Source organism: Moraxella sp. CTOTU48268, assembly GCF_032069585.1.
Classification (GTDB): Bacteria; Pseudomonadota; Gammaproteobacteria; order Pseudomonadales; family Moraxellaceae; genus Faucicola; species Faucicola cinerea.
Genome location: NZ_DAMALV010000053.1, coordinates 1 through 11,367, shown reverse-complemented (window position 1 = coordinate 11,367; position 11,367 = coordinate 1). Strand labels below are relative to the sequence as shown.

The following is an 11,367-nucleotide window of genomic DNA, read 5'->3' as shown; positions in this document are numbered from 1 at the left end:
TCGGCTAATGTCGCTTGGATAGGCTTTTCTCATGGTGATTGATTCGGTTATTAATTGATTATGTAGCTTATGCTAGCATATTTTTTAATCGTGAACAGGTTCTTAGAAGTTGTGATTCAAATGGCGGTCTATGCCGGTGTACCTGCTTGTATGAATGGCTTAACGGCCTATAGAGAAGCTATGGCAGCCACGGATCATGAGTTACCAAATATTTGATTTAGAAAATAGTATTTAACATAAAATAAATTGGGCGAAATTATATATGCTAGCTAATAATTTTTAGGAAAATGGAGTTAGGCAGTAAAGAAACTGTCCTCATTTTTATCTTCATTCCAGTAATATTCAATTTCTTTGGCTTTTTGTCTTGCAATGTCAATACCGTGTCGATCAGCAATAAACCCATAAGCCATATCCATCCCAGCACTTACTCCAGCCGAAGAATAGTATTTCCCATCAACTACCCAGCGAGCCTTACCGATCCAATTTACTTGTGTAGATTGTTCTGTTACCCATTGCCAAGCAAGTTTATTAGACGTTGCAGATTTTCCATCAAGTAATCCTGTTTTAGCTAGCAAGGCACTACCTGTGCAAACGCTTAATACAAATTCAGCTTTTTCACAATATTGTTTTAATACAGTGAGAAATGCTCGGTCATTGACGAGCATTCTAGTACCCTTGCCGCCCACAATTAGAAGGATATCAGTAGAAAGTGAGTCATCTTTGATTGACTGCGTATGAATCTGTACATTCTGTGAACTGGTTATTAGCCCACCTTTTAGCGAAACAAATTGACAATGATAGATATCTGGCAGACGCCCAAAAACCTCAACAACGCCAAATAAGTCTAAGGTTTCAAAATCATCAAAAATAAGACATGTTATAACTTTTTTCATTATTAATTTCCTTGTAAACGATTTAAGTTTCGTTATAACCTTAACCAAATATTCCTCATATACGCGGCTTTAAAATATCGGGATTGCATTACTTATAAAAAACTAACGTAAGCAATTTAAAGCAAATGATTAAGCAACTCGCTTCTATTTTTTGTTTTCTCCGACAATCATAATAATGCCACCAATAGTAACGACCGCCAATCCTAACATTTTATAAAAATTAATAGGTTTAGGATCTAATCCAAATAGACCTAATTTGCCAATAATTAACGCAAAATACATTTGGCCAAGAAAAACCCAGAGTAAGGTATTGCCAGAACCTATCTTAGGGGCAGATATAAACATAAATAAGATATAAAAGCTACCTAGAAACCCTGGTAGCCACATCCACCATGAAGCAGCCTCTGCATGGGGTGGCTTTACGCCACCCATTGATATACAAGATATAATAAAAGAGGCAATTGTACCGCCTACGTAAAGGTAGAAAGTAGATTGTATTTGAGATGCTTGTGTTGTTTTTTGAAAAGCGTTGACTATTGCTAGTTGCAAAGGAACAATTGCACCGCCTAATAAACTAATTAGTATGTAAGGTAGTATATTCATAGCATTCCTACTGCCTTTTAGCTCTGAAATTTTGGGGCGTATCATAATAAAATAGTGAAAATCGTCGGATAAAAGCCGAACAATTTTGATAACCACATTTTTCAGCAATCATAGCAATTGGCATATCCGTATTAATGATTAAACCCCGAGCCATCTGCATACGAAGCGAAGCGAGATAGGCTTTGGGCGTTATATCTAGCTGCTGCTTAAAAAGCTTTTTGAATTGGCTTTGACTTAAACAAGCAATGTTTGCCAGTGAAGCAAGCGAATGCTTAGCGCCAATATCCTTTTTCATCACACTGATGGCATGAAGTAGCCTACTATCAATTTGCTTATTCACATTAATAGTTCTTAAAAACTCTATCAAAAGCTGCAAAAGATAATCATTAATGGTCTCATTAAACTCAGTCATTAGCTGTTTTTCAATAATGTTAAGATAGCACAACGTCTTGTCATCTAAAAAATCATGCACTTCATCACCATGTTGCATTGGTAGAAAATCAATGTCTTCAAGATTAATTACCAAAAAGCGAAAAAGCTGATCTGCCTTAAACTGATGATACCTATGTTTAGGGATAATATAAACTTCCCCATAATTAACCTGCACAGTTTTCGTTTCTAACATCAAATGAATGCTGCCAGATAAAGGTATCAGGACTTGATGATAAGGATGCTGATGTCCATCCAGCTGCGAGTTGTAGGTTCGTATAAATAGCCGATTTAGGTAATCTTGCTCAGTCATAGCTTGTTATTTTTTAGGTGAAAACGGCTTAAATTGGTACAAAAATAAACTTACACATACCAAGATATCGCCAGCAATCGTAAAACCATTCAGTTTAGTATTAAAAAATACACTTTCTAATAGCATCGTGATTAAAGGGAGTAAAAAAAACAATGTACTAACCTTCTCTGCAGAACGAAATCTTAACATGAACGTCAATAATAAAAATGCGCCCACAGAGACGATAGCGCCCATCCAAATTAAAGCTGCCAGCGAATAAACATTGAAACTAAACACAAAACCATTTACAGCGGTTAAAACAGCAAAAACAATAAAAGCGCTTATTGTTTGAATAAGCAAAGTTAAAACAGGTTCTGTGGTGATTCTAGCTTGGATGACTGTGCCAAAAGTAATAGACAGTAACGCAAAAATCGCCAACACAATGCCTATCAAATTTATTTGTTCAATTTTATGGTAACCTAATGTGGAGATGCCCAAACCTATGAAACACATTGCTAGCAATATCATATCGATTTTATTAAGGACAGCCGAAGCCATCAACTTAGTGACAATAGGTTGAATACCTAGAATAAGTATAATAATTCCTAAAGAAAGCTGGGTCTTGATAGCTGAAAAGTAAAAAATTAGATAAAAAACTTGCAATAATAGCCCAGAAATAATAATTCGACACAGTTCACTTTTTTCAATTGCGTGAGTTTTTAAACCATTATTGTTGTGTTTTACGCTTCTTCCAAATAGAACGAACAACAGTACTAGCGCAAGGGCGGCTCTTAAGAATAGAAAACTCCAAGTATTGGCATACTGTAGCCCTAGTTTTGAAAATAAAGCACCCCCACTCCAAATAAGCAGAAATAGCAGAGGAAAACTTACCGTTATCAAGGTTGCTGTTAACTTATTCAAATGGCCACCAAACATTCTGACAAAGTTGTAGTTGTTATGATAGCCAAATGATCTCATGATCGGTGTTTTATAAAGATTAGATAATATGCTAGAAAGCCGATTGTTAAATTCTACACATGGACTAGCAATAAAAGATATCTAGCAGAAAAGTATTTATCAGAAACATTTTGCTTAGGCCTAAAAAGTTGAAAAGCTCGTTAAAATAATATATAGTTAAGTGCAAATGACATGCAAAATAGGTGCACATTATGTCTACTTCTACCTTTAATGTTCGATTAGATGATGAACTTCGCACTCAAGCAACGCAAATTTTTGAAGGCTACGGTTTATCGCCTACGCAAGCGATTAAGCTCTTTTTTAATCAAGTTGTGGCGACTAAGTCCATTCCACTGAATTTTGATTATAAAAAAGATGAGTTTTTTCCAAATGTAGAGACCCAGCAAGCTATTATAGCGGCACGACAAGAATATCAGTCAGGAAAACTGCCCCGCTATAGCTCAGCAGATGATGCTATGACTGCCATGGCGGAATTAGCCAATGAGTAGAGATGTTGTATTTTCAAGCCAATTTAAAAGAGATTTAAAAAAGCACCATTTAGAATTAGTACATCCTGCTTGGGCAGAAGTTTTTAATTGTTTGTTAAATGATGTCCAGTTACCAGAAAAATATTGTGACCATGCTTTAAAAGGCAATCTAGCAGGTTCAAGGGATTGCCATATCAAACCTGATTTGGTACTTATCTATGAAAAGCCTGATGCTAATACGTTACTATTAATTAGGCTAGGTAGTCATAGTGAGTTAGCTATCGCCTAAATTTAATTAAGCTCGTCTTTAAAGATAAAGCGCAAATTATTATTGATAGGTTTTAAATGAAATAAATAATATGGCTTATTATTGACTGCCAAATACGATAAAACCGCTGACTTAATTAGCGATTATCATTTTCAACAATAACAAGTGATTTTATTGATTTTTATGTACCACTTCAATAATTAGCATTCTTGTTGCAGCTTCATTTAATAAGTTATTTATCATATTAATATTAGCAGTGTCCAAATTTGCTGTCCATTCATCTAAAAAAATTACATTAAAGTCCTCTTGTAAAAAGAAATTTATCTTTTCCAATTGCCTTTGCCCAGTAGACGCTTTGATCTGCTGGAAATTAAATTCAGACTCAGGCGAAATGATAACTGAATTTTTTTCTAAAGATTTTAATGTCTTTATTAATGATGACTTACCTGAGCCATTGTCCCCAGTTATCAGCACCCTACCATAGAATCTTTTGTGTTTAACTATTTCCTGTAACTCATGAGTGCTAATATATCTTCTTGTTATACCATCAAATATTTGTATCTTCTCAGCAGTTATATTACTTTCAGGTTTATTTTCAATCAAAGAAAAACTTAATAACCTTTTATATTTTGAACGAATAAATATTAGTCTGCTATTACTGATACTTAATTCATGAACATTGCCTAACAATTGTAACGTTCTAGGTAATACAGCTAAAAGCACTCCTAATTTAGCAAGATTCTGTGTTGATTGACTGGAAAAAATATAAAACACTAGCAAAGGCACACTTATTATTATTGGTATGGTAGCAAGTAATTGCTCCCAAAGCGTATATTTCTCTAAAGTAACAAATAAACTCTGTAATCTTGAATTTAACTCTTTTTGAGAATTGTTTAAAAATTTAGTACTACTGTTAAGTAAATAGTCCCAATGAGTAGGTAGATACGTATTTATACTTAACCTTTCAGTCTGGCTTTTACTGGCTAATTGCTCTATCTTGTTATTCAAAAGCGATACAAGAATTAAAGAACTAACTAAAGAAATAGCAATAATTGCTGAATAAATACGACCTAGTGTGAATAAAAATATCGCAAACGTGAAAACTACGTTTAAATACATGGAAACGGTATCTATAATAAAATATGAAATTTCCTCAATAGTTAAGTTGGCTTCCCCACTGAGCCAAGCTGTCGTCTGATTTTTATTCTCAATCGTATTGAAATCTTGAGTAAGACAATGTTTTTTAAAAAACAGTTGTATGTAATCTTTCCATAATGAATTTTTTAGTTTTAAAACTAAAAAATTATTAAAGGAGCTACTAATATAAGCTAGTAGAGCAATTATAAAAAACCACATTATATATAGTAGAGTGTCAGCAGCTTTACCGTTGCCAAGCGACTTTCCCGCGAGCGCAACTAGATACGTAGAAATAGCCAATAAAATTTGCTGTACAAGTACCAAAACTATCGCAGCTTTCAAGAATTTATTTTTAGATATCATATTAGTATAGCTATTAATTGTAATTACTACTTTTAAAAGTCTGACTTATAATACAAAGGGCAAGGTTTCGAGTGTTTGACTGTATTTACAATCTAATAAACACGAAAGACTAACAGCCTGCTGCCATTACTAACGGCTTGAATAACGACTTTTCTCAAAACTCGATACCACTGTAAACGCCAATAACTTATTAGATAGAGTTTTTTTAATTCAAACACCCAATACTCGCTCCTGTCCTTCTTTAGTTGCCCAGCCATAGCGATACATCATCTAAAGAAAATTGGGATTTATCTAGCTCATGCGACTAAATTTAAAATCGCGCCCAAACTGTTAGTGTTTTAACGCATAATCGGTAGTAGATCAATAAGCTTGATAAACAACCATTGCATTGTCATCAAAGTTAGCCAGCATGTGTTGCCCTTTTTGCGACCAGATGAGAAGCTGTTCTAAGTATTTTTGGTTACATACCTGCTTATAAAAAATGATTTTAAATAGTATGCACAACTTATGTTTAGTAGAATAGATCATTGAAAAAAATAAACCAGATTTAATCTATTAGAATCATAGCCATGCGCCAGAAATTTAGCATCTTCGTTGCTGCCTTACGTGAAGTATTCTTTGCCTGTCCTCGTTACCATACTGCCATGGCAATCTGCTTACTTGTCACAGGTCTTATGCCCGCTGTGAATGTCTACGCAACAGGACAAATGATAGCTCTTTTTAATCATTCACAAGCGCAACATGCCATTTTAACAACCTTAGGCATTTGGGGCGTGAGTATGCTGCTGCCTAGCTTGCTCGAGCCATTGGTTAATTATTTGCAAACTCATATCAACCAATTAGTGACCAATAGCGTGATCAATAAATTAATGGCTAAGAATGCTTCCTTCAACGGGCTACAGGTATATGATGATACCAATATCCAAGACGATATCGCTGTCTTAAAGAGCCAATCAAAATTCAGACCGACCAATTTCATGGTAAATCTAGTGAATTTGACCAGAGAAACCGTTACTGTTGCTGCGTTATTTGCTATGTTGTTTTCAATCAAATGGTGGATTCCCTTTGCCATATTGCTGGCCGCCACGCCGTTGGCCTATGCTAATTTTCAAGTTATGTCATTTAGTTGGCGTGCCTTAATAAGCTCGGGAAAGCAAAGTCGGCTAATGGATTATTTCGCTTCATTAGCTTTTTCACGAGAGACCCAAAAAGACAGTCACTTATTTAATGCTAATCCATTAATCGTGGATAAATATCAACAAGCATTCAAACAGGTTTATAGCGAGTTACAACAGGCACAATTTAAAATCTTTACCAAACCCATACCTTTTCAAATCATAGCGGTAGTTGTACTAAGTTTGGTGCTATTTGCGTTATATCAACAAGCAGCTGTTGCTGCCATTACCTTATCCTCTGCAGTTGTACTGCTACAATCAATTATGATGCTCAATAATCGCCTAGAATCTGTTATCCAGACCAGTTCACTAACCTATGAAATTTTGGATTATTTTGAGAAGTACTTTGCGTTTTTAGCTTATGAGGAGAATATCATAGATGGCAACTTATCAATTCAACGTATTGAGCGTATTGAATTCATTCATGTTGGCTTTACCTACCCTAATACTGATAAACCCATTTTAAAAAATATCAGCTTTTCGGCAAGGAAAGGGGAATCGATTGCGATTGTCGGACACAATGGGGCGGGAAAGTCCACGTTGGTGAGTTTGATTTGCCGATTTTGGGATGTCAGTGAAGGGCAAATTTTAATCAATGGTGAGAACATTAAAGCTTATAAAATTAGTGAACTTAGAGCCTGCATGGGTGCGGTATTCCAAGATTTTGCAAAATTTACTATGACCATTAATGAAAATATTATGTTAAACCATCAGCCCGCACCCAATCAGCAAGCAGTTAAGCAAGAATTAGGGCTGTTACCCACTACCTCATTGGATACTTTAATTGGTAGAGCATTTGATGGTGTTGAGCTTTCAGGTGGGCAGTGGCAAAAATTAGCTGTTCTACGCTGTATGAATACTACTAGTTCTTTAATTATTCTCGATGAACCCACATCCGCTATTGACCCTAAAGCAGAAATTAAGCTGTATGATGCATTTAAACAGCTTTCTACGGGTAAACTAAGTTTTATGATCACCCATCGATTAGGCTCAATTAATAGTGTTGATAGAGTGTTAGTCATTGATCAAGGCTCCTTGGTACAGGACGGTGATCCTACGATTTTAAAACAAGAAACAGGTGTCTTCAAAGAGTTGTGGTTAACACAAGCGGCGATGTATGAATAATTGACCAATTAACAAGTTTATTTAGTTTGTCTATTTTAAGTACTCAATTTAGCATATAAGCTACTAAGTAATTGGCAGTTTTTTGGTGTAAGTAATAGTTGACTATAGATGTCAAATAATGAAGGATCGTTTCCTTGCATGATTCTTATAGTCTTTATAGGACCATCATAATATAAACCTTTGAAACGACAGTATAGCTCAGGTAAGTCATTAAGAAGCGTGTTATAGCGATACTGACCAATAATGTCGTCTTCTCTTGCACGTTGTAGCATTTTATTGAGCCAAAGCATCAACTGTGTTTTCTCATAATCTGTAGGCTTTACAGCAATAAGGCGACGATGCTCTACAATCCTTTGTTCAAGTTTACGAGCGATCGAAAAATCATCACGTAATGTAATAAATGGGTAAATGTGTAAATAGTTGTCAATAATGTTTATACTGTCTTTATCGTAGACCCAGGCATCAAGCAGGTGAAGGTTAAATTCAGTGGTCTCATGGATGGCTTTGCTAATATTGGTAAAGACGATCAAGTCAATATCGCTATTAGCCGTGTGCAGGTTAACGGCATAAGAACCATATAGCAATACCGTTGCCATTGGGTATTTTTTTGATAGATAGCGAACAGCTTGTGTAATTTCAACAGGTAACAAGATTAGTCCTCTTAGTTTCACCAAAAAGTAACCATTAAGTTTTCTCCTCTTTAAACGCTGCAAAGATATCATTTCTTGCCATGATAGCATCCCGTAATGAATTTGAAACCATATCAATCTTCGTGCTTGATTGCAGCAAATAGGTATTAATCGCTAAAATATCTCCCAATGACATTTGCTTTAGCTGAAAATCTTTAGTAGCCAGTACATTAATGATGATTAAGCCGATAGTGGGCCAAATTAAGCTTGTCGTCTTAACCATTGTTCGCATCATATTAATACGCTTAATACCTTGGTACCACGCTTGAATGGGCAGTTTCAACCTATTTATTTCTCTATCATCGTTACTTAAGGCTTGAAAGTATGCGACTTCTAGTTCACGAGTATTAGTAAAAATGGGATTAAGTCTATAAGTGAAGAGTACGCCAACACTTAGCTGTAGCAAGGCGGCTGATAGATAAATAAGCGCATAAGACGGTGGCATCAAATTGAATACTAATATACTCCCAAGTATTACCTCTACCACAATTGGGGTTAATGTAAATAATGTAGTTGAGATAAATAGCCGATTACCGAGTGCCGATTTATGGGCGCGTATGGCGCTCATGTCGTTAGATTCAGACAAGATTTTTTCAATGTGCTGAGTAAAGTTGTTTTCATCAGCATTTGAATACGCCCACCAACGTAATTCCGCGAAGATTTGTGAAAAAATAAAAGCACTAGCTAGTAAAATAATAGCTAGCCAAGGCACTTGTGTGTGCGTAGGTAAACTATCAACGAGCTGCTTAAGCAAAACTGGCGTCACTACAGATAACGCAATGGATGATAAGGCGAATACCACTGTAAGCAGGATAAGGCCATAGGATGCTTTAGCTAAGGTAATATGTTGCAGCAGTTTCATTGATAAAAGGCAATATCAGATAGGCTTTCTTTGTTAAAATTCATGGAATAACTGAAAATAATAACCAACGCATTGATTCAGAAAAAATTTGATAAAAACCTGTTGAGTCAAATTTTCGATCATATTGAAGTCAGCACAGAATTCGGCAAGAATAGCACGCTAAGGAATTTTGTTGAACATTTTATTACTAGTAAGTCTAAAAACGGTGGTTTTATAGACGACAGCTTTTTAGAAATCTGTAGAATATGAACAAATAATTTCATAATTGGTGTTTTATAAAGATTAAATAATGTGCCAAAAAGCCGATTGTTAAATCTTACACATGGGCTAGCAATAAAAATATACCTAGCATTACCAGTATCAACCCAATCACCCGATTGATAACTACTTGTCGTTGCAGCATCTGTTGACGCAATTGCTGCTGAGAAAATACCAACACAACCATCGCAAACCACACAAAATGCGCCAATGACATAAACAAGCCATAACCAATTAAAACTGCCTTGGGCGTTAAACTACTCACAATCTGTGTATAAGTGCTGACCACAAACAACGTCGTTTTGGGATTTAACGCATTGGTGAAAAAGCCATACTGCAAGGCTTGGCGTTTGCTTAGCGGATTTGAACGATTAGTATCTGCCACAGGTAATTGAGTAAATGTTTTATAGCCAATATAAATAAGATAAAACGCCCCTAAATACTTAATGTAGGTTAAAAAATTGGGGGCAAACTTTAATACTACAGCAACACCCACTAAGGTATAACTGACATGCACCAGTACCCCTAAGGCGATACCCAGTGCAGTCAATATCCCGATCTGTCTGCCATACAAATAACTATTTTTCGTCACAATCGCAAAATCTGCGCCAGGACTAATCACGGCCAAAATGGTAATGAGGACAACTGCTAAAAATTCTGCCATAAAACACTCGCTTTTGATATTTACATGAATTTTCGTTAATCATTTAACTGGTTACTTTTAGTACAAGCATTGTGACATAAGCCTAATTCGCCTAAAATCGACTTATTGGCATGGCAATTGATGAGTTTTTAGCATGGTTGAACGCATTTCTCTTAACGCGTTAAAGTTCTTTTACTATGTGGCGTATTTTGGTAGTGTAACGGTCGCGGCTGATATGCTGCATGTTACCCAAAGTGCGGTCAGTAAACAGATCAAAAATTTAGAGCAATTGTTAAATATTCAACTGTTTGATAGAGTAAATAAAAGCTTAAAGCTGACTGAGTCAGGTAAAACCTTATACGCTTGCTGTGAAAACGTGTTTAAGCAGTTAGAAGCCTGCTTGCTTGATTTGCAGCAGCCCATTAAAAAAACGCAATTGGTCGTGTCCTGTGAGCCAACGTTATCGATGAAATGGCTGATTCCAAAGCTGGCAAATTTTAATGCCAGCGAGTTTGGATTTGAGATTGTGCTACTCACGGCAGGGGGCGCTGTAGATTTTAAGCAAAAAGGCATTGATGTGGCGATACGCCGTAATGATTTTGATTGGGGTGGGCATATTTATGCCCGAAAGCTTGTTGATGAGCAGATGGTGGCTGTATTTAATCCCAACCTACCCCCAAAACCTACCCTATTTTTATCCTCTTCGAGACCGCAGTTAGAACGGTTTATTATTCAAGAATCATTAGGCGATGTGGCAAGTTACGAGAAACGCTATTTAGAGCATTTTTATTTGTGTATTGAGGCAGCACTCGCAGGGCTTGGTACGGCCTGGGTCTCAGCGATGATGGTGGAAAAAGAATTACAGGCAGGACTGCTAATTAGTACTACGCCGCCTATCTTAGACGGGTCAGCGTATTATTTGTTATCTGACACACCTTTTGAACAAGATGCACAAAAAATGGCATTTTTAGCATGGCTTAGACAGCAGTTGTAAATATAGGATAAGCATGAATGTTATCTCCCTACCCTATATGGTCAATCCAAGCTTAACACCTAAAATGCACTAGCGCCTGGCCTAATCTAGGTGTGGCAACGTAGCGGCAAACAGCTTTGCTAGGCAGTGATTTATTTAACTGAAGTTACGCACCGCTAATAGCCTTAAGCTGGGCAAAAGCCGACTGATTA

12 protein-coding genes are annotated in these 11,367 nt (G+C 36.2%); 4 read left to right on the top strand and 8 right to left on the bottom strand.

What is annotated here, in order from left to right; translation table 11 throughout:
- Nucleotides 1-293 precede the first annotated feature (293 nt).
- The 4 genes from RT143_RS11645 to RT143_RS11630 form a co-directional block, all read right to left on the bottom strand.
- Nucleotides 294-893 (bottom strand): DJ-1/PfpI family protein, encoded by a 600-nt coding sequence (locus tag RT143_RS11645; protein ID WP_313093194.1) that lies wholly within the window; start codon nucleotides 891-893, stop codon nucleotides 294-296.
- A gap of 144 nt (nucleotides 894-1,037) precedes the next feature.
- Nucleotides 1,038-1,496, bottom strand: a complete 459-nt coding sequence (locus RT143_RS11640) for a DMT family transporter (RefSeq protein WP_062335155.1) — start codon at nucleotides 1,494-1,496, stop codon at nucleotides 1,038-1,040.
- Between the two features lie 7 nt (nucleotides 1,497-1,503).
- Nucleotides 1,504-2,238, bottom strand: a complete 735-nt coding sequence (locus RT143_RS11635) for an AraC family transcriptional regulator (protein WP_219332460.1) — start codon at nucleotides 2,236-2,238, stop codon at nucleotides 1,504-1,506.
- Between the two features lie 6 nt (nucleotides 2,239-2,244).
- Nucleotides 2,245-3,138, bottom strand: a complete 894-nt coding sequence (locus RT143_RS11630; protein WP_313093192.1) for a DMT family transporter — start codon at nucleotides 3,136-3,138, stop codon at nucleotides 2,245-2,247.
- A gap of 248 nt (nucleotides 3,139-3,386) precedes the next feature.
- On the opposite strand from RT143_RS11630, the gene RT143_RS11625 reads away from it, so the two are divergent.
- Together RT143_RS11625 and RT143_RS11620 are read left to right on the top strand one after the other, a co-directional pair.
- Entirely contained in the window at nucleotides 3,387-3,683 is a 297-nt protein-coding gene (locus tag RT143_RS11625) for a type II toxin-antitoxin system RelB/DinJ family antitoxin (protein WP_248148092.1), read from the top strand.
- Complete coding sequence (locus tag RT143_RS11620) at nucleotides 3,676-3,951, top strand: type II toxin-antitoxin system RelE/ParE family toxin (protein ID WP_188875954.1); 276 nt, start codon at nucleotides 3,676-3,678, stop codon at nucleotides 3,949-3,951. The genes RT143_RS11625 and RT143_RS11620 overlap by 8 nt, the downstream gene beginning before the upstream one ends.
- 150 nt (nucleotides 3,952-4,101) lie before the next feature.
- Here RT143_RS11620 and RT143_RS11615 read toward each other — a convergent pair whose 3' ends face one another.
- On the bottom strand, nucleotides 4,102-5,430 hold the full coding sequence (locus RT143_RS11615; RefSeq protein ID WP_007115755.1) for an ATP-binding cassette domain-containing protein: 1,329 nt from the start codon (nucleotides 5,428-5,430) through the stop codon (nucleotides 4,102-4,104).
- Nucleotides 5,431-5,999: 569 nt separating this feature from the next.
- On the opposite strand from RT143_RS11615, the gene RT143_RS11610 reads away from it, so the two are divergent.
- Nucleotides 6,000-7,730 (top strand): ABC transporter ATP-binding protein, encoded by a 1,731-nt coding sequence (locus RT143_RS11610; RefSeq protein WP_313093188.1) that lies wholly within the window; start codon nucleotides 6,000-6,002, stop codon nucleotides 7,728-7,730.
- 35 nt (nucleotides 7,731-7,765) lie between these two features.
- On the opposite strand, the gene RT143_RS11605 is transcribed toward RT143_RS11610, so the two are convergent.
- The 3 genes from RT143_RS11605 to RT143_RS11595 all read right to left on the bottom strand — a co-directional run bounded on the left by RT143_RS11605 (nucleotide 7,766) and on the right by RT143_RS11595 (nucleotide 10,203).
- Complete coding sequence (locus tag RT143_RS11605; protein WP_313093187.1) at nucleotides 7,766-8,380, bottom strand: nucleotidyltransferase domain-containing protein; 615 nt, start codon at nucleotides 8,378-8,380, stop codon at nucleotides 7,766-7,768.
- Between the two features lie 34 nt (nucleotides 8,381-8,414).
- Nucleotides 8,415-9,281, bottom strand: coding sequence for a 6TM ABC transporter family protein (locus tag RT143_RS11600; protein ID WP_313093186.1), 867 nt, complete (start codon nucleotides 9,279-9,281; stop codon nucleotides 8,415-8,417).
- Nucleotides 9,282-9,597: 316 nt separating this feature from the next.
- A complete protein-coding gene (locus RT143_RS11595) occupies nucleotides 9,598-10,203 on the bottom strand; it encodes a LysE family translocator (protein ID WP_188875659.1) in 606 nt (201 codons plus the stop codon).
- Nucleotides 10,204-10,336: 133 nt separating this feature from the next.
- Here RT143_RS11595 and RT143_RS11590 point away from each other — a divergent pair, with 133 nt between their 5' ends.
- Nucleotides 10,337-11,176 (top strand): LysR family transcriptional regulator, encoded by an 840-nt coding sequence (locus RT143_RS11590; protein WP_248148099.1) that lies wholly within the window; start codon nucleotides 10,337-10,339, stop codon nucleotides 11,174-11,176.
- Nucleotides 11,177-11,367 lie beyond the last annotated feature (191 nt).

What these genes read in the sequence shown, in the direction of transcription:
- RT143_RS11635 (WP_219332460.1), bottom strand. Translation starts at nt 2,238, where the DNA reads ATGACTGAGCAAGATTACCTAAATCGGCTATTTATACGAACCTACAAC.
- RT143_RS11595 (WP_188875659.1), bottom strand. Translation starts at nt 10,203, where the DNA reads ATGGCAGAATTTTTAGCAGTTGTCCTCATTACCATTTTGGCCGTGATT.
- RT143_RS11625 (WP_248148092.1), top strand. Translation starts at nt 3,387, where the DNA reads ATGTCTACTTCTACCTTTAATGTTCGATTAGATGATGAACTTCGCACT.
- RT143_RS11645 (WP_313093194.1), bottom strand. Translation starts at nt 893, where the DNA reads ATGAAAAAAGTTATAACATGTCTTATTTTTGATGATTTTGAAACCTTA.
- RT143_RS11640 (WP_062335155.1), bottom strand. Translation starts at nt 1,496, where the DNA reads ATGAATATACTACCTTACATACTAATTAGTTTATTAGGCGGTGCAATT.
- RT143_RS11600 (WP_313093186.1), bottom strand. Translation starts at nt 9,281, where the DNA reads ATGAAACTGCTGCAACATATTACCTTAGCTAAAGCATCCTATGGCCTT.
- RT143_RS11620 (WP_188875954.1), top strand. Translation starts at nt 3,676, where the DNA reads ATGAGTAGAGATGTTGTATTTTCAAGCCAATTTAAAAGAGATTTAAAA.
- RT143_RS11615 (WP_007115755.1), bottom strand. Translation starts at nt 5,430, where the DNA reads ATGATATCTAAAAATAAATTCTTGAAAGCTGCGATAGTTTTGGTACTT.
- RT143_RS11610 (WP_313093188.1), top strand. Translation starts at nt 6,000, where the DNA reads ATGCGCCAGAAATTTAGCATCTTCGTTGCTGCCTTACGTGAAGTATTC.
- RT143_RS11590 (WP_248148099.1), top strand. Translation starts at nt 10,337, where the DNA reads ATGGTTGAACGCATTTCTCTTAACGCGTTAAAGTTCTTTTACTATGTG.